The following is a 17,453-nucleotide window of genomic DNA, read 5'->3' on the forward strand; positions in this document are numbered from 1 at the left end:
CTATCTTATTGAGCATATGGACGGCTGTCCCCTCAGCTCCTTCAACACCTCTTCTGCCACTAAGCGGGATGTTCTCTCCTGCGACTGTTCTGTTAACCCTGCCACGTGGGGGGTTAGGATCACGTTGTCTAAGGCAAAGAGGGGATGGTCCTGCTGTGGAGGCTCCTGTTCAAGTACATCAAGAATACCAAACGCCTGGTGATGATGATTTAAAAATGTACTTAAAGCTTGTTCATCGACCACCCCTCCCCTTGATGTGTTAATCATGGTTACCGTTGGTTTCATTTTACTAAACTCGGCATGTGAAATCATATCCCTTGTTTGGGGCGTAAGCGGCACATGAATACTAATAAAATCACTGTGAGCTAACACGTCCTCAAATGAAACTTTCTTAATTCCTGCTTCAGCGTAGGGGTAATCATAGGGACCAACAAAAGGATCATACCCCACTACCTTCAGCCCCAGCGCTTGCGCCCTGACCGCAATTCTTAGACCAATTTCACCGACACCAATCAGCCCCAGTGTCCGGCCGTAAATTTCGGAGCCTGTAAAGCACCGACGATTCCACTGGCCTTGTTTAACGGCTTCTGTGGCAGCTAGCAAAGGACGGCAGACCGTTAGCAAGCCAGCAATGACATATTCCGCGACTGATATGGCGTTGGCATTCTTAGCATAGACCACGGAAACATCCGCTTCCTTTGCCGCCCCGATATCAATATTGTCAAGGCCGACGCCAAGACGACCAACCACTTTTAGCCGGCTGGCATGGGCTAATAATTGACGGTCAACCTGCGTTTGATTGCGGACGATTAGCGCATCAGCATCCTTGATTTCACTGAATAATTTTTCCCGGTCCTTCCACAAATCAGGGTTATAAACCACTTTAGCTTCCTGACGCAATAATCGAATGCCTTCCGGCCAATTGAGCTCCGCAATGACAACCTTCATAACATCCCCCTTTTTTTACCATTGGACCACATACCTCAGGATAGATAACAGGGAGCTAATGGTTGCATTAGCTCCCTCTTGCCGCATCAGCCCCTTGAATTTGAAACTTAGATGCTGACCCCTGTACGGTGAATAGCAAACCCGGTATACTCTTTCAAGATTTCTGATTTGGTCAATTTTCCGTTGCAGGTCTCTAACACCTCGTCGTAGATGAGATCACCTGCCGCTTCTAAGCTGAGATCACCGTTGAAAATATCGCTTAGATCGAGTTCGAGGGTATCCTGCATGGCTTGATAGGAGTTCACATTACTGGTAATGCGTATCGTAGGCATGATCGGGTGATTAATGACGTGACCGCCTCCTGTACTGAAAACGAGCACCTGGGCCCCAGCAGCAGCGATGCCAGTGATCGATTCACTGCCATGTCCCGGGGTATACATGACATACAATCCAGGGTCTTTGGCCGGCGCCTCAGCATAATCAATCAGATCCATAATAGTGGCTGACCCGCTCTTTTGATAAGCTCCCAGGGACTTCTCCTCAATTGAACTCAACCCTCCCACGATATTATCCCCAGTCGGCTGTGAACCGCGAATATCCTCTCCGCTCTCCAAAGCCCGCCGTTCAAAGTGCTGAATAGCGGCAACGATTCTCTCGCCCACTTCCGGGGTGACTGCCCGCTCCCGTATGTAGTCCTCAGCTCCCATCAGTTCTGTAACTTCGGCTAATATTGAGCGTCCCCCCTGAGCGATGATTTTGTCTGAACAAAAACCAAGGGATGGATTGGATCCTAAACCAGATGTAGTATCGGATGTACCGCAGTTGAGGCCGAAAAGAAGGTTGGAGATGGGAACAGGTTCCCGTCTTAACCTGGAGATCTGTCTCTTGATCAGCATCGCTTTTCTGGTGGCTTCCGCAGTGGCCGCAATCGCTCCTCCAGCATGGCGTATATTGACTACTTCGACTGGCTTGCCAGTCTGGCTGATTTCATGGGCGATTTCTTCTGCCGTACACCCTTCTTCCCGGAAATGATCAATGACCACAACACCGCCCACATTGGGGTTTTTACCCATACCCACCAGTGTTTTAAAGGTGGTTCTCAAGTCGGGCTTCACTTGACAGCGGCCCAAGGGGTGGGTGATGGCAATGGCGCCTTCAATGGTATTAGCCACCCTTTCTGCTGTTGAATTGGCGTAAACCGTCCCCGATAAAATGAGCAGATAATTACGAATACCGGCACTGCCATCAGGTCTGACATAACCAAAAAATTGATCCATTATTGGGATACCTCCTTTTCTTTCTCGCTCTTATACCGGTCTCCTCTTCCCCGGTTACTCTCCATGTTGTGAATATGCACGTGTGCCCCTTGTTGAATATCTTCCGTTGCCGTCCCAATGCTCAATCCATACTTCAAAATCTGTTCCCCTTTTTTAATGTCTCTCACAGCGATTTTGTGTCCATAAGGGATATCGCTTTGAATTTTGATCAGTTCTGTCCGGTCACCAATACGAACCTCGATGCTTTGACCCGCCCGTACATTGTCGCTAATCACTGTACCCGTATTATCCTCAGGCTTAATCACATACACTTTTTTCCCCATATTATCCCTCCTACACCGTTTCTCTTAGTGGTCTTACCTCTTACCAAGGTGTTTTAAATGTAGCAGAGAATACACCATTTCGTCAATATATTTATTTTAAATTTTTATAACATTTTGTTATTATGTTTATTAATAAATGGGATAAAAATAGATCATATTTAACGGCTTAAGGGGCTGATCTGATTGAACTATGAACATATAAAAACGTTTCTTATTGTGGCTGAAAAGAAAAGCTTTACCAAAACAGCCCAACTTTTACACTTGTCCCAACCTACCGTCACCGCTCATATCAAGGCACTGGAGCGACACCTGAATACAACACTGTTTGAACGAAACACCAAATCAGTGGCGCTCACACCCGCTGCAAAAATCTTATACCGCTATGCCAAAGAGATTATTAAACTATGTGAACTGGCTGAAAATGAGATCCTCAACATGAGTCAAACCATACAAGGCAGATTAACCATTGCTTGCAGTCTGACGATTGGAGAAAATATTCTGCCGCTTGTGTTAAAGGAACTCAAACAAAACTTTCCCTATCTCCAACTCAATGTAGACATCACCAATACCACCCAGATTATACAAAGAATTAAAGCTCATACATTGGATATTGGTTTAATTGAAGCGCCTGTGGACGATCCCTCGCTGATTCTAGAGCCTTTTATGGAGGATAAATTGGTCCTTATCTCTAGCCCGAACTATTTTGAAATAGCTAAATGTTATGTCACCAAAGATGAGATGACCCAGCTCCCCCTTATTTTACGTGAGCAAGGGTCCGGTACCAGAACTGTAATGGAAAAACACCTGGCCCAAGCCGGTGTGGAGCTTGAAGATTTAAACATCATCTTGGAATTGGGCAGCACAGAGTCGGTCAAGTCAGCTGTAGAATCCAATCTGGGCGTGTCAATCTTATCAAGAACTGCGATTAAGAAAGAATTAAAATTAAATCTGTTAAAAGCCTACCCAATTAAAGACCTTTCCTTCTCTCGCCATTTCTATATCGTTTATCATCGGGATACGGTACTGAAACCAACGGATCAAGCCTTGATCCAAACCGTGAAGGCCCTAAACAAAATAGAGGAAGATGCCTCTCCCTCTAAATCACCAACCCCTTAGGCACGGGGACGCGTAAAAAGATGCTAAAGGCAAGATAAATAATAAACATGACTGTACTTGACACGATAACAGGATAGAGCAAGGCCTTCATATTGACCCTTAAGCCGTTAAGATACCAGCTGATCAGGATCAGAAAGAGGGCACTGGTTGTATAGAAACCGATTTGGGGCATGAGGACAACATAGGCGATAAGGGCACTCATACTGATCCATCCTTTTTTTATGTTTCCTTTCTCATCTGTTGCTCCCGGGTCGTCTGGCTCGTCGTGGTAGTATCTGTTAAAGAACAATGCTTTGGCAAGCAAGATACTCCCTAGCACAAACAGAATAAGGATAACAGCTTTTGGGAAAATATCCGCAGGGGGTGTCAATGTTTTGGTATTGATATAAAAAGCGATGGACAAACCTAACACAATGAGCGCAACGATCATATCCTTCTTCCGTTCTCGATCATGCATGGCTATCCTCCTTTACGAACTCCTTACTAAGCACCCATTCGGGTCCCCTCTTCCCCCTGTGCTTTACGTTGAACCCGATTGACGAAGATGGGGGCAAAGATAGATAGAATAGTGAGAATAATAAGGAGAATGGAGATCGGGCGTGTGAGGAAGAGTTTAAAGGCACCGCTCACTGAGTCTGCAATAATCACCGATAACACAAACCCTTGCTCGGCAATCACACCTAAGATCAGCCCTAATACTATAGGACCGGCCGAAATACCTACCTTAAAAGCAAAATAACCTAGTATGCCGCAAGCCAGCATCACATAGACGTCTAATACACTATTCCGAATCGAGTATGAACCAATGACGGCTAAGACAACAATAATCGGAGCCAAATAATGAACCGGAACGGTCAAGGCGCGCACAAAATAGCGGGTTCCCCACAAACCGATCATTAAGAGAAGGAGATTGGCAGTAATTAAACCCAACATAAAGGTGTAGGCAATGGTTCCTGCTTCTTCAAACAACGCCGCCCCTGGCTTTAAGCCATGGATAAGCAGTCCCCCTAATAGGACGGCCGCCACTGGACTTCCAGGAATCCCTAGGGTTAGCAACGGAATGAGAGAAGAACTAACAGTAGCATTATTAGCCGACTCACTCGTCACCACGCCATCCACATTACCTTTACCAAAAGATTGTGGCTCTTTTGAGAAACGTTTGGTCTCGTTATAAGCAACAAATGAGGCCACATTTCCCCCGGCTCCCGGCAGCATGCCGATGAACGTTCCGATAAGGGAACTCCGCAATAAGATCACTGGCTTCTTGAGCGTCTCCACAATCGTTCGTTTATAGATCCCTTTTTTAGGCTGATATTGAGTGATGTACTTATCATCTTTTATAATTAAGCGAATCACTTGCGGAATGGAGAAAAATCCGATCATAGCCGGCAAAAGATTAATGCCTTCGATCAAGTTGCGTATGCCAAAGGTAAAGCGGGGATAACCTGAAACAGGGTCTATGCCGATTAGGGCCAGCAACAATCCCAGTGCACCGCCGATCAACCCTTTTAGTAAGGACTTGCCTGCTAAGCTCCCTATGATGGTCAACCCAAAAATAGCCAACCAAAAATTCTCCGGTGGTCCAAAACTTAAAGCAAATGTAGCCAGTGGTTGGGATAAAAAGATAAGAAATAACGTGCCGATAATACCTCCTATCACAGAAGCCACCAACGCTGTAACTAGGGCACGGTCGGGTTCTCCTTTTAACGTCATGGGATAGCCGTCAAACGTCGTGGCGACAGCAGCAGGTGTTCCAGGGGTATTGATGAGGATTGCTGAATTAGCTCCACCAAACATGGCTGCAGTATAAAGTGCCCCTAAGGCTAAAAGTCCGGTAGCCGGGTCCATCCCGAACGTCAAGGGGACGAGCAGGGCCACGCCCATCGTTGCTGAGAGCCCTGGCAGAGTTCCGATGATGATCCCCCCGACCACTGCTAGAGACATGACGAACAAATTACCAATAGAGAGGCTGTTAAGCAGACCTTGAATGATGCTATCGATCATCAACTTTCCTCCCTTCTGAAACCATGTGATCTGTGATGTGTTATTTCATTTAAAGCCGGTCAGCCAAACACATGCGACCGGCTTATGAATGATCCTCAAAAATTAGACGTCAAACTCTTGCTATTAATTGATTTCGTTAAATTGTTCAAGAATACTCTCCGCTTCTTGCTTCTGTTCTTCTATTAATTTGGCCCATTCATCTCCAGACAGAAAAGCAGGAGGCAATCCGGCATTCTCCATTCCTTCCAAATATTCTGGCAAGTCAGTGATCTTCTCTAATGCCTCATACAATTTCTCGTAGGCTTCCCTTGGGCTTCCTTTCGGCATGGCTAAGCCGCGGTCAATGGCAGCGACAAGATCAATACCCTGTTCTTTAAACGTTGGCGCATCCGGCAGCCACTCGTGGCGCTCTTCAGTTGCGACTGCCAATACTTTGAATTGCTGAGGTTCCTTGGCTACATCCCCTACATTGCCCATGATGGCATCTACATGTCCCCCCAGAAGAGCAGCCACCTGGTCAGCCGCACCCTGGAAAGGAGTGGGATTTACTTCAACTCCTGCCCTGTCCATGAACATTAATGTGGTTAAATGGTCCCCTGTTAATGTTCCGGTCATTCCTACAGTTAAACTGCGCGGATTTTGTTTGAGGTGGTCAATGAACTGATCTAACCTATCAAATTCACTATCGGCCCGAACAGCCAAAACTTGAGGATCAGAGACAAGACGAACCAGAATGTCGAAGCTGTCTGTGTCAAACTCTGTTGGTCTTCCCAAAGGCTGCAAAATGATATGTGGTGTATTAATAGCCCCGATCGTATATCCGTCCGGTTTGGCTTTGGCCAGCTCGGTAAAGCCAACCTCCCCTCCTGCTCCTGTTTTGTATTCAATGACCATGTTGGTTTCAAAGTAGTCCGTCCACAAACTTTCGATCAACCTTAAATTAACATCCGTGGTTCCACCAGCAGAAAAGGGATTGATCGTGATGATATTACGGTTCGGATAATCTTCAACAGATGTGGATGAACTACACGCAGACAAGAACAAAGCCATCATCAATGTGATAGAGAGCAAAACAGAACACTTTTTCATAAGAACCCCCCATTTTCTTCATTGATCACTTTTAATACCCAACTCTGCCAGCACATGCTCCATATTTTTCTTTGCTTGAGCTTTGATGTTTCGATATAAGTTATTACCATGGCAATCGATGGACACGATCAGCGGGCCAAAATTTTTAACTCTAAACTTCCAGATGGCTTCAGGCATCAGATCTTCCCACCACACCTCCTCAATATCTTCAATCTGCAATGTTTCCAAAGCAGCTGCTCCTCCAATGACGGTCAAATAACACCCTTTTAAATCGACGCAAGCCTGACATCCGTCTTCCAAGAGGCCTCCTTTTCCAGCAATGGCCTTTAATCCGTATGTTTTGAACAAGCCTCTTGTAAAGCGATCCATCCTGTAACTGGTGGTGGTGCCAACACAAATTTTTTTATATTTACCGTTTTCTAATTTTTTGACGTTAGGAGCTGTGTGCAAGCCAATGGCACCTTTTAATTGAGCAATGAGATCTGGAGGCAGTTCTACTTTTTGATCAAATAAGCGGATCAAGTTGGCATCCCGAATACCGAAAATATGACCATCGATGCTGACTGTGTCACCCGCCCGTAATGTTTCAATCAGTTCATCCGCAAGGGGAGACTGGATATGATAGTGAGCCATTTTGTGGCACCTTCCTTATTCTTAATAGGTAATAGACACTGCTTCTCCCGGACTAAATGTCGCCCTTCTTCTCCTCGCCGGCCAGCACATCATATTAACGGCCACAGGATTCATGGTCATATGGGTGTGAGCCTCTTCAATATGAACGGCAAGCGCGGTGGTACTCCCGCCCAATCCGTGGGCTCCAATGCCCAGTTGGTTGATTGCCTCATATAATTCATCTTCTAACGCCCTGACATGAGGATCGGGATTTTGGGAGCCTACTTCACGCACGGACGCTTTTTTGGCCAAAGCGACGCACAGGTCAGCCGAGCCACCTATGCCGATCCCCACAATAGTGGGGGGACAGGGATTGGCACCTGATTCAAACACACATTCCAACACAAACTTTTTAATTCCGTCGCTCCCTTCAGCCGGAGTCAAGCATTTTAAGTAGCTCATGTTTTCCGATCCCGATCCTTTAGGGACGTTTAAAATCTCGACTTGATTTCCCTGGACAAACTCATAATGAATAACGGGAATCCGGTAGCCGGTAGAAGTGCCCGTATTTTTACGGGTGAGGGTATGACAAATGCTGCTTCGCAACGGATGCTCTAATGTGGCCCGTTCGGTCCCCCGACGAATCGCCTGCTCCAAACGCCTGCCATCGAAGCGAACTTCACTTCCAATTTTGACAAAGTAGATAGGGATGCCAGTGTCTTGGCAAATGAGCATATGATGTTCGTCGGCCTTATCAACATTCTCAATCAGTGTCTTCAGGATTCTTTTGCCGCTATCCAATTCCTCCCGTTTGTACGCATTCTGCAAGGCTTCTCTCACATCCGGCGGTAAATCTTTTAAAGATTCAATATATAACGTTTTGCATACTTCCTCCACATTTTGATAAAATGAATCGTCAACATCCCAAACCTCACTGTAATCTTGCTGGTCGGCTAAGATCATCCTGTCAGTCACCCCTCCTCACCTCAAGGTTATTCAATGATATATTCTCCATTCCCAATTCGCATTCTGTTTTGCTTTACTTCTCTTATCTCGTATCGTGGCTCCCCGTCATCTCCTTGTTGAACAAAAATATTTTTTAGCCAGTTCTGATCATCCATTTCAGGAAAATCCTCACGATAATGAGATCCTCTGCTTTCTGTCCGCAGCAGTGCACTGGTGGTGACCATCTTGGCAATCGTGATCAAATTTTGGACATTGAGCGCTTCTTGCCAAGCCAGATTGTATGCCCTCGGACCTCTGATAGAGATTCGCCGTACTCTCTCTTCTAATTCCAGCAATTCTCTCTGTGCATCCTGCAAATCTTTTTTGGTGCGCACCAGTCCAACTTTTGTCCACATTAAGTCCTTTAATTGGTGTTTGAGTTTAAAAGGATTCTCGCCATTCTTTCTATTGAAGGAAGAGAGTACCTCTTTTTCCGTATCTCTGACCTGTCCTGCCCATACTCTTGCCGTTTTGTTCAGGTTAAGAACATAATCAGCCGCCGCATCTCCTGCTCGGGCACCGAACACAATGGAATCAGCAACTCCATTGCCTCCCAAACGATTGGCACCATGTACGCCCCCTGCATCCTCTCCAGCCACAAATAAGCCAGGGAGATGAGTTTCACAGTTAATGGTGATCTGAACACCTCCCATATGATAATGAGCAGACGGGGATATTTCTACGGGCTCCGTGCTCAAATCACGTCCAACATCTTTACACCTTTCAACCATCCCAGGGAACATCTTTAGTACATTTTCTCTACCCAAATGAGAAACATCGATATATACGCCTCCCAAAGGGGTTCCCCGACCCGCCATGATCTCCATGTAACAGGCTCTGGAGACACGATCCCGGGTGGAACGTTCCATTCGTTCCGGATCGTAGCGATTCATAAACCGTTCTCCCAAGGCGTTATACAAATATCCTCCCGCCCCTCGGAGCCCTTCTTCCAAAACCCCGCCATTTAATCTTGAATTTTCAGCTAATAATCCGGTCGGATGAAACTGCATCATTTCCATATCTAAAAAAACAGCTCCTGCTCTGTAGCACATGGCCATCCCATCACCTGATTTTTCCATACTCGGTGTGGCCATCCTATACATGGTTGCTGCTCCACCCGTTCCGACAATCACGGCTTTGCTGCGGACGACCAACAACTCACCCGAGCGGATATCCAGCATCAGGCACCCCGCAATACAACCACTATCTACATCGACTAGCAACTCAAGGGCTCTTACTTCATCCCATGTTGCCACATTGGCTTTGGCAAAGAGCTGATCTCTCAAGCGGGAGGTAATCTCAATCCCAGTTAAATCCCCCCGGTGGACGGTGCGGTCAAATGATTGGCCAGCAAAAGGTTTTTGGTGAATGGTGCCATCCTCATTTCTGTCGAAAAAACACCCCATTTTGTTTTCTAATTCGAGGATACGCTTAGGTGCATCCTCGACCAAGACCCAAGCCAAATCTTGATTGTTAATCCCTGCCCCTCCTTTAATCGTATCGGTGAAATGTTTATCCAGGGAATCATCGGGATGGAGAACAGCATTGTATCCCCCCTGAACCATACGCGTGCATCCGCTTTTGCCGATCAACCCCTTTGCAGCCATAATGATCTTTAACTTGGGAGAGACATCAGCCGCATGATGGGCGGCAAACAACCCCGCCCCTCCACTTCCTAGAATTAAAATGTCCGTCTCAACATGCTCCACACACCATCACCACCTTTCCAACAACGGATTATAACACCATGAAAAAGAAGGAGAGGGCAAACAGAAAGGTGCCAATGATTGTAAAACTCATAAAAACGTCACGATTATCTTTGACCCACCCTATGTCAATGCACATCACTCTAATCCCGTACAGGGCATGAAAGATCACCGCAAATAACAAGATGGCATCGATCAAGGGACTGATGTGTAGAGCAGCGATAACGCTCCCGCCAGGAAGTTTACCGATCATGGCATAGCCGCTGTAAATTTTTAAAGGAAGTAAGATGAGCAGCATTAAAGCGGTGATCCTTTGAATAAGCCAAGCAATGTATCCCACAAAAGGTTTCTGACTGATTTTGAACTCCCTACCCGTCTCAACAGATGTCCTCGATCTGGGTGACACCATCGAACCCTGATTCCTCCTTTCACCTAGATTAAGACCCTTACCATTTTAGACCCAAAAAACGACGGATCTGTTTTTCCTTTAACTTTTGAATGGTTACCATCGGTTTGATCCCTTTAGGACACACTTCCACGCATCCCCCAAAAACATGGCAGCCAAAGGCTCCATCGTCTCCACTAACCAGATTGAGCCGTTCTTCTCTGGCCCCGTCACGTTCATCTGCAATGAGATTATAGGCTCTGCTGAGAGCGGCAGGACCGATATAGTCCTCTCCCCGCATGGTAATGACGTCACAAGACTGGTAACACAACCCGCACGTAATACAATCCTGATTCTCATCAATGATCTCTCTCCGACCGGATGAAGGCAGAATAATGGCAAAATCATTTCTCTCTTCCTTAGGAACAAAATAAGGCATAATTTTCTGCCAACTTTTAAAAAACGGATCCATATCAACTGCCAAATCTTTAATGACAGGCATGTGACGAAGAGGGGCAACAACGGTTTCCGTTCCCAAATGTTCAATCTTTGTCCGGCAGGCTAGACGCCCACGTCCATTAATCATCATGCCACATGTTCCACACATCCCCAATCTGCAAGCGCACCTGAATGATAACGTTGGATCATGTTCCTCCACAATGACAAACAGAGCATCAAGGACCGTCATGTTTTTCTTTACGTCAACCATAAATTGGTCATAATATGGAGCCTGCTCTTCCTGTTCAGGATTGTAGCGCCTGATGCGAATGGTGGCTTGAAACAATGGTATCACCCACCTCAGAAAAGGTATGACCTCTATCCTTTTTTTACTTTGATCCTATTGATATTTTAATAAGTTGTCAAGGAAAATATGTAAAATTAAGATTTTTCTATTATTTGTTTTCGTAATAAATAGGATAGTAATAATGAAATTCTAATTCGTTCTATTCACTGCTAAAATGAGGTATGACCAATCTGATATGAAGGAGCCGCTCATCTTGTCTCTAACCTTATTTCTCATCGGTTTGATCAGTGGCGTTGTCACTGGTTTACTTTCTATTGGGGGAGGCATTATCCTGATCTCATTTCTGATCATCATTCCCCCCTTAATACTTAAAGAAACGTTTACCATGCAAACGATCGCCGGGTTTGCGATGCTGCTCGCTTTTTTTTCCACTCTTTCCGGATCGATTTATTATTGGCGAGCACGACTGATTGAGCGAAATGTGGTCCTTTTCCTGGGTGTTCCCTCTTTTTTTGGGGCGATGCTTGGGTCCTTTCTGTCCGAATATACACCAGAGAAAATCTTAAAAATCATCTTCATCATCCTCGCTGTGGGAGCAGTGATCATTTTACAGATTTCCCAGAATCCAAATCATGCTGATCAGCGTTTCCGTTTTCAACCCTATTCGGCTGTACTGACCGTTGGGGCAGGCATCGTGATCGGGGGGATCGGGGGGTTAATCGGACTAGCAGCCGGGTTTATCTATGTCCCTTTCATGACCTATTTTTTTAAATTCCCTATTAAAAAAGCTATCGGCTCCAGTCTGAACACCTGTTTTCTGTTGGCTTGTGGTGGTTTAGCCATTAAATTTGGCGTTCATTCCATCGCCCTTGGGTTAGGATTCAGTCTCGTTTTGGGCGGCATCATCGGTGCCCAGCTGGGAGGCATTATTGGAAAATTTCTCTCCCCTCTGATCTTGAAAGAAGTGGCCACATTACTTATTTCCTTAATCTGTATCAAGCTCATCTATGATTTATTCCAATTATAGACAATCAAGGAGTGAATACTGTTGACCTTCTCTTATAGAATTCTACCGGGCGTTGTATTATGTTTGCTTATCATGACCGTGGGAGAATTATTCTCCCGCTGGATCGGATATGGATTAAATCTCTTACAAGGACTAACCACCGACAATCCCAGCCCTGTATCCGGCATCTTCATCGCCATTTTATTAGGATTGGTGGTTCGAAATGTCCTCGGCCTACACGAGTTTTTCAGAGATGGAGTCCTATTCTCAATCAGATATATTTTAAGACTTGGCATCATACTACTAGGTATTCGCTTAAGTTTCTACGATGTAGTCAAATTAGGAATCTGGGGCATTCCTATTATTGTCTCTTGTGTGGGGGTGGCTTTGTTCATCACATTGTGGATGACCCACAAGATGAATCAATCCAGCCGTTTGGGCACCTTGATTGCGGTAGGAACAGGTATTTGTGGCGTAACGGCTATTGTAGGAACCTCGCCGGGGATACGCGCCAATGATCGTGAAGTCGCTTATGCCATTGCCAATATTACACTGTTCGGGATTATTGCTATGTTTATATATCCTTATGTTGCTTATATACTCTTCCAAAATGATCCAATTAAAGCAGGTCTTTTCTTGGGAACGGCGATTCATGAAACTGCTCAGGTTGCAGGGGCAGCTTTAATCTACAACCAAATGTTTGCCCAATCTCTGGTCATCGACGCCGCCACCATTACCAAACTGACTCGAAATTTTCTGTTGCTTGCGGTTGTACCATTGATGAGCTTCTACTATGTAAAAAAATTAAAAGACCGAAGAGAATCAGAAGGAACTGAGACTAAATGGTATCAGCTCATTCCTCTGTTCGTCCTCGGTTTTTTGGCCATGGCCATTGTGCGGAGCATTGGGGATGCGGGAGCAGCAGCCAATGGTTTAGCCTTCGGTCTCTTGAACGAGAACCGGTGGGTCACGCTGTGGACCACCTTAAGCACGCTGGGGTCCAAGTATCTGTTGGGCATTGCCATGGCAGGCATTGGCCTTTCCACCAGCGTCCATGTTTTTAAAGGACTGGGAATTAAACCTTTTTATATCGGTATGATCGCAGCTCTCACTGTCAGCATCATCAGTGCTGTCCTGATCTATTTCCTTGGTGACTTTATCCGCCTCTAAGCGATATTTTAACGCTTCAAATATTGATCCAAATGCAGATGGGCATCTACATATCGGGCTTGCACAAGTGTTTTCCTTCCTTTCAGGCTGTTTTAAAACGGAGGAACAGATAAATGCCGGACAAGATCATCATTCCGCCCCCTATTTGGGTTACGCTTAGCGTTTCTCCCAGGATGAGATAAGCCAGGATAGAGGCACCAATCGGCTCAAAAAGTACCGTCACTGAAATGACAGAGGCGCCTACCCATTTTACGGCCCAATTGAAAATAGAGTGGCCCAGCAAGGTAGGAAACAGGGCCAAGGCCAGAAACAGCCACCAGTCGCCAGCAGGATAATCAAGGAAGGGACTGTTCTGGGCCATAACATAGGCCAGGATAAACAGAGCTGCTGCCCCATAAACTACATAAGTATAAGCCATAATAGACAAACACTGCCGCAAATGCTGCCCACACAGCCAGTAACCTGAGACCATAGCAGCTGCCAATAACGCAAGGGCATTGCCCACAATTGCTTCCCCACCAAAGCGGAAGTCTCCCCAAAAGATCAGCACACTGCCACCAATGGCCAAAATTCCTGCGGCCAAAGCCTTGATCGTCATTCGTTCCCTAAACAGTACATAAGCCCCTGCAAAAGTGAACAAAGGTTGTAAGGTGACCAGCACCACCGAACTGGCCACCGAAGTGTAATTCAAAGATTCAAACCACAACACGAAATGCAAGGCTAAAAACAAACCGCTGACAAGCAGATAGACCCATTGCCGCCTCTCTAATCTTTTCAATTCCTTAAAATAAGGGAACACAAATGGGGTCATCAACACCACAGCTAAAAACAAGCGGTAAAAGGCCACAACCTCAGCCGGTGCAGAGGACAGCTTAACCAAAACAGCTGCGGTCGAGACAAACACAGCCCCCACGATTAATCCAAAATAGGGCGGAAATACTGGTCGCTGTTGGTCCATTGTTCTCTCTCCTACCATGTGTACCTGTTTAAATATTCAGCCTAATGTTAGTCTTTAGACTAGACTAGGATCGTTGTGTATGCCGCCATTGTTTCCACTGAAAGTAGATAGTGCAACCGATACAATAACCGGCCAAGGCAAATGCGGCGGCCACCATTACCATACCGGCCGGGATCCAGCCACTCCAGTGACCAGTGGTCCATAGAATACCTACGGCCAGCCCCAGAAGGATAGTGGCGATGCTCTGGTTAAAACGCTGCAATTCCGCCGCTTCCTGTTCAGCAGCCGCCAATCGGTTCTTAAGCAGCGGTTTGGTCAAGACGAAGACTACATTGCCCTTGGGACCAAACAGCAAGGCCAGCAATGATATGATGAACAATAGCGTCAACAGGAGCTGGGATTGCAACAGGATAGCCAACAAAATTCCTCCGACCATCACCCACTGATTGGCTCGGACCAATGGAACCGGAATGCCTTGTTTCATGAAACTCCCTCCTTATGGATATGATATTAGATTCACTTTATCATCATTATAACAGGAAACTTAAAAACTCTCTCGGCAACGGCCGAAAGAGCTTTTTCACACACCCCTTTTGTTAGATTAATTTGTATTTACCTTCTCATGTCCCTCTAATTGGTCTAAAGCCTGTTCAACTTTGGTGACCATTTCCGCTACACGAGCTTCGGAGAGATCAAACGTAATCCCAGCTTGCTGATAAATCTCTGGCAGGGGTTTGGAACTGCCCAAACCCAGCGCCTGTTTAAAGCGGGTTAAGGTGGCTTGGGGATCCTGCTGATAATCAGCCCACAATTCCAGCGCTCCCAGTTGGGCGATGACATATTCAATATAGTAAAACGGCACCTCGAAGATATGTGGCTGTAACATCCAGCGCACTTCCAGAATCTCCTCCAACCCTCTAGTATCCACCCCGTGGTAGCTCATTTCCTGAGCCAGCTCCCGAAACTTGAGCTTGCGTTCCTCAGGGGTATGTTCCGGGTGTTCATACATCCAGTGCTGAAACTGGTCCACCACCATGGCCCACGGAAAAAACGAGATAATGTTCTCTAAATGTTCCCGTTGAGCCTTGTGCAACTGTTCCGGATCCTTATAAAACACATCCCATTCATTCATCGTCAACAGTTCCATGCCCATGCTGGCCAATTCAGCTACTTCCTTGTCAGCTGAACGGTAACTGTCCAAAGGCTGTCTCTGCATCAGATAGTTGTGCACGGCGTGGCCACCCTCATGAATCATGGTGGTCACATCCCGCCCTGAGCCTGTGGCATGCATAAAGATAAAAGACAAACCAGTCACAGGCAGCTGGGAGCAAAAGCCTCCGGGAGATTTTCCTTTCCGGTTTTCCAGATCTAGCAATCCTTCTTCATCCATTTTTTTCAGTACAAAGGAAAACTGTGGATCCAAGCGTTCAAAAATCTTAATGGTCCCCTCAATCAGCTGGTCCACATCTTCAAAAGGCTTAAGCGGCTGATGGCCCGGCACCATGGCCGGAATATCCCAGGGCTTGTAGTCCGCCAAACCAAGTGCTGATTGATGCTCCTGCTGCAAGCGGCTGACAGTGGGTACCACATGTTTTTTAATGGCCTCATACAGACGGTGGCTATCTTCCGGGGTATAATCAAAACGTTCATATTTGCGGTAGATGTAGTCTCGGTAGTTGTCAAAACCGGCATTTTTGGCAATTTGCTGGCGTAGCTCGATCAGTTCACTCATTAACCCATTCAATTTCCCTTCTTCCTTTAATACCGCCTCCCACATCGCCCGCCAAGCTTTTTCCCTTATGTCTCTTGGGGCATGCTGCAGAAGGGTCTGCATCTGTTGAAAGGTACGCTCTTCACCCTCCCACTCCACAGTCAGACTGCCAATAATTTCATTATACTGCTTAACCAACTGGCGTTCTTTCACTTCCAAAGGAATGTTTTCTTCTTTAAAAAGTTGGACTGAATTTTGGCGGGAGCGAATCAGCTCTCCATAGCGCTCCTTGTCCAACTGATTGAGATAAGGACTGCCCACAAACTTTTCATCCAGCAAAAAGCTGTAGCGTTTAATCATGGGTAGCAGTGTTTCATTTAAATAATCATATTGCTCTTTGGCTTCGGCATCGCTATGGTCACGCTTAAAACTGATGTGAATTCTTGCAGCCAGTTCCCCGACTTCTTCACTTAAGGCGCTCTCCTCTTGCAGCCACGCTTCCAGTTCTTCCACCGAGTTGATGTTTTTCTGCAACAATCCTTTTAACTTCTGTTCCAGGCGGTGTTTGTCCAACAGGGGATGCTGTTCATCCGCTTTTAGTTCCAAGGCTAACATATGGTCCATCATCTCGACAGGCAAGACATATTCGATGGCCGGCTGATCATCAATGAACATCGTATCCACTCCTTTATCAGCAAAAAAAGCCGCACTGGGCGACTCTTGGTTTCTTGTTATTTTTCCTCCACAGGAAACTTTTATACAATTTAAAGTTAAAAATGAGTAATACCCGCGGGAACTAATATCCGCGGGTCACATCAATCACATCCTATTAAGGCTCTTTGTAAAATTCTTTGGTGGGCTCCATGACGATTTTCATCACATCTTCCAGCATGACGTTCAGCCGCTGTTCCGCTTCCAATAATTTGGAAATCGTTGGATTGAGTTGAACTGTATTAAACAGCTGTTGAATCTGTTGCTTTTCCTGTTCGGTAATTTGCTGTCCTTGCATCTGTTTCATATGTAATTCAAGTTGTTTTTGGCGAAAGTTTTCGAACATACGTTTGATTGTTTCTTCTGCGTTCACCTGTGCCTGCAAAGATTTTAAGGTTTGAAATTCATTGCTTTCCTTTACAGCTTGGGCAAGCTGATGGGCCTGATCATAAACAACAGTCATCATTAATACCTCCTATAAAGATGTTACTAACCATCATATCAAACTTTTTTTAATGATGCATGAAATGAGATCATCTCTTTTTGTTGGGACCCAGTGGCCCAGTTCATCTACCAGTATCTCTTCCAGTCCGGGATAAAAACAGGTTTAGCGTCACATTAATAAGGTTAATCATTACTTGTCGGCCTCAGAACCGTAGTCAAACGTCTCAGTTGAATAAAGGAGTG

General features: G+C 45.9%; 18 protein-coding genes. 3 read left to right on the forward strand and 15 right to left on the reverse strand.

What is annotated here, in order from left to right; translation table 11 throughout:
• From J2S00_RS03640 to J2S00_RS03650, 3 genes are all read right to left on the reverse strand, one after another.
• Positions 1-948: a hydroxyacid dehydrogenase gene (locus J2S00_RS03640; RefSeq protein WP_307335517.1), complete on the reverse strand. Its 948-nt coding sequence runs from the start codon at positions 946-948 to the stop codon at positions 1-3.
• Positions 949-1,055: 107 nt separating this feature from the next.
• Positions 1,056-2,225 carry a UxaA family hydrolase gene (locus J2S00_RS03645; protein WP_307335520.1) on the reverse strand — a complete coding sequence of 390 codons (1,170 nt, stop codon included), beginning with the start codon at positions 2,223-2,225 and terminating at the stop codon, positions 1,056-1,058.
• A complete protein-coding gene (locus tag J2S00_RS03650) occupies positions 2,225-2,548 on the reverse strand; it encodes a UxaA family hydrolase (protein WP_307335523.1) in 324 nt (107 codons plus the stop codon). Before J2S00_RS03650 ends, J2S00_RS03645 begins: the two co-directional genes overlap by 1 nt.
• Before the next feature lie 183 nt (positions 2,549-2,731).
• On the opposite strand from J2S00_RS03650, the gene J2S00_RS03655 reads away from it, so the two are divergent.
• A complete protein-coding gene (locus J2S00_RS03655) occupies positions 2,732-3,664 on the forward strand; it encodes a selenium metabolism-associated LysR family transcriptional regulator (protein WP_307335526.1) in 933 nt (310 codons plus the stop codon).
• On the opposite strand, the gene J2S00_RS03660 is transcribed toward J2S00_RS03655, so the two are convergent.
• The 8 genes from J2S00_RS03660 to J2S00_RS03695 form a co-directional block, all read right to left on the reverse strand.
• On the reverse strand, positions 3,645-4,121 hold the full coding sequence (locus tag J2S00_RS03660) for a tripartite tricarboxylate transporter TctB family protein (protein ID WP_307335528.1): 477 nt from the start codon (positions 4,119-4,121) through the stop codon (positions 3,645-3,647). The two genes, J2S00_RS03655 and J2S00_RS03660, sit on opposite strands and share 20 nt — an antisense overlap.
• Positions 4,122-4,147: 26 nt before the next feature.
• Complete coding sequence (locus J2S00_RS03665) at positions 4,148-5,668, reverse strand: tripartite tricarboxylate transporter permease (protein WP_307335532.1); 1,521 nt, start codon at positions 5,666-5,668, stop codon at positions 4,148-4,150.
• A gap of 123 nt (positions 5,669-5,791) precedes the next feature.
• Positions 5,792-6,757, reverse strand: coding sequence for a tripartite tricarboxylate transporter substrate binding protein (locus J2S00_RS03670; RefSeq protein WP_307335534.1), 966 nt, complete (start codon positions 6,755-6,757; stop codon positions 5,792-5,794).
• Positions 6,758-6,775: 18 nt separating this feature from the next.
• Positions 6,776-7,390 carry a fumarate hydratase C-terminal domain-containing protein gene (locus J2S00_RS03675; RefSeq protein ID WP_307335537.1) on the reverse strand — a complete coding sequence of 205 codons (615 nt, stop codon included), beginning with the start codon at positions 7,388-7,390 and terminating at the stop codon, positions 6,776-6,778.
• Positions 7,391-7,411: 21 nt separating this feature from the next.
• A complete protein-coding gene (locus J2S00_RS03680) occupies positions 7,412-8,344 on the reverse strand; it encodes a fumarate hydratase (protein WP_307335540.1) in 933 nt (310 codons plus the stop codon).
• Positions 8,345-8,361: 17 nt separating this feature from the next.
• A complete protein-coding gene (locus J2S00_RS03685; RefSeq protein ID WP_307335545.1) occupies positions 8,362-10,083 on the reverse strand; it encodes an FAD-binding protein in 1,722 nt (573 codons plus the stop codon).
• Between the two features lie 28 nt (positions 10,084-10,111).
• The gene (locus tag J2S00_RS03690; protein WP_307335548.1) at positions 10,112-10,489 is read right to left on the reverse strand and encodes a succinate dehydrogenase/fumarate reductase transmembrane subunit; all 378 of its coding nucleotides are present in this window, start codon (positions 10,487-10,489) and stop codon (positions 10,112-10,114) included.
• 37 nt (positions 10,490-10,526) lie between these two features.
• Positions 10,527-11,249, reverse strand: a complete 723-nt coding sequence (locus J2S00_RS03695; RefSeq protein ID WP_307335551.1) for a succinate dehydrogenase/fumarate reductase iron-sulfur subunit — start codon at positions 11,247-11,249, stop codon at positions 10,527-10,529.
• 214 nt (positions 11,250-11,463) lie between these two features.
• Between J2S00_RS03695 and J2S00_RS03700 the strand changes: the two genes are divergently transcribed.
• Together J2S00_RS03700 and J2S00_RS03705 are read left to right on the forward strand one after the other, a co-directional pair.
• Entirely contained in the window at positions 11,464-12,237 is a 774-nt protein-coding gene (locus tag J2S00_RS03700) for a sulfite exporter TauE/SafE family protein (RefSeq protein ID WP_307335553.1), read from the forward strand.
• A 21-nt stretch (positions 12,238-12,258) separates the two neighbouring features.
• Positions 12,259-13,386 (forward strand): YeiH family protein, encoded by a 1,128-nt coding sequence (locus J2S00_RS03705; RefSeq protein ID WP_307335555.1) that lies wholly within the window; start codon positions 12,259-12,261, stop codon positions 13,384-13,386.
• 82 nt (positions 13,387-13,468) lie between these two features.
• Here J2S00_RS03705 and J2S00_RS03710 read toward each other — a convergent pair whose 3' ends face one another.
• From J2S00_RS03710 to J2S00_RS03725, 4 genes are all read right to left on the reverse strand, one after another.
• Positions 13,469-14,344, reverse strand: coding sequence for a DMT family transporter (locus J2S00_RS03710; RefSeq protein ID WP_307335556.1), 876 nt, complete (start codon positions 14,342-14,344; stop codon positions 13,469-13,471).
• 64 nt (positions 14,345-14,408) lie between these two features.
• Positions 14,409-14,828: a DUF4395 family protein gene (locus J2S00_RS03715; RefSeq protein ID WP_188622652.1), complete on the reverse strand. Its 420-nt coding sequence runs from the start codon at positions 14,826-14,828 to the stop codon at positions 14,409-14,411.
• Between the two features lie 117 nt (positions 14,829-14,945).
• Positions 14,946-16,730 carry a M3 family oligoendopeptidase gene (locus tag J2S00_RS03720; protein WP_307335558.1) on the reverse strand — a complete coding sequence of 595 codons (1,785 nt, stop codon included), beginning with the start codon at positions 16,728-16,730 and terminating at the stop codon, positions 14,946-14,948.
• A gap of 154 nt (positions 16,731-16,884) precedes the next feature.
• Positions 16,885-17,229 carry a YlbF family regulator gene (locus tag J2S00_RS03725; RefSeq protein ID WP_307335560.1) on the reverse strand — a complete coding sequence of 115 codons (345 nt, stop codon included), beginning with the start codon at positions 17,227-17,229 and terminating at the stop codon, positions 16,885-16,887.
• Positions 17,230-17,453 lie beyond the last annotated feature (224 nt).

The organism is Caldalkalibacillus uzonensis (assembly GCF_030814135.1).
GTDB classification, from domain to species: Bacteria; Bacillota; Bacilli; order Caldalkalibacillales; family Caldalkalibacillaceae; genus Caldalkalibacillus; species Caldalkalibacillus uzonensis.

What these genes read in the sequence shown, in the direction of transcription:
- J2S00_RS03650 (WP_307335523.1), bottom strand. Translation starts at nt 2,548, where the DNA reads ATGGGGAAAAAAGTGTATGTGATTAAGCCTGAGGATAATACGGGTACA.
- J2S00_RS03645 (WP_307335520.1), bottom strand. Translation starts at nt 2,225, where the DNA reads ATGGATCAATTTTTTGGTTATGTCAGACCTGATGGCAGTGCCGGTATT.
- J2S00_RS03665 (WP_307335532.1), bottom strand. Translation starts at nt 5,668, where the DNA reads ATGATCGATAGCATCATTCAAGGTCTGCTTAACAGCCTCTCTATTGGT.
- J2S00_RS03725 (WP_307335560.1), bottom strand. Translation starts at nt 17,229, where the DNA reads ATGACTGTTGTTTATGATCAGGCCCATCAGCTTGCCCAAGCTGTAAAG.
- J2S00_RS03660 (WP_307335528.1), bottom strand. Translation starts at nt 4,121, where the DNA reads ATGCATGATCGAGAACGGAAGAAGGATATGATCGTTGCGCTCATTGTG.
- J2S00_RS03690 (WP_307335548.1), bottom strand. Translation starts at nt 10,489, where the DNA reads ATGGTGTCACCCAGATCGAGGACATCTGTTGAGACGGGTAGGGAGTTC.
- J2S00_RS03710 (WP_307335556.1), bottom strand. Translation starts at nt 14,344, where the DNA reads ATGGACCAACAGCGACCAGTATTTCCGCCCTATTTTGGATTAATCGTG.
- J2S00_RS03640 (WP_307335517.1), bottom strand. Translation starts at nt 948, where the DNA reads ATGAAGGTTGTCATTGCGGAGCTCAATTGGCCGGAAGGCATTCGATTA.
- J2S00_RS03720 (WP_307335558.1), bottom strand. Translation starts at nt 16,730, where the DNA reads ATGTTCATTGATGATCAGCCGGCCATCGAATATGTCTTGCCTGTCGAG.
- J2S00_RS03715 (WP_188622652.1), bottom strand. Translation starts at nt 14,828, where the DNA reads ATGAAACAAGGCATTCCGGTTCCATTGGTCCGAGCCAATCAGTGGGTG.
- J2S00_RS03670 (WP_307335534.1), bottom strand. Translation starts at nt 6,757, where the DNA reads ATGAAAAAGTGTTCTGTTTTGCTCTCTATCACATTGATGATGGCTTTG.
- J2S00_RS03675 (WP_307335537.1), bottom strand. Translation starts at nt 7,390, where the DNA reads ATGGCTCACTATCATATCCAGTCTCCCCTTGCGGATGAACTGATTGAA.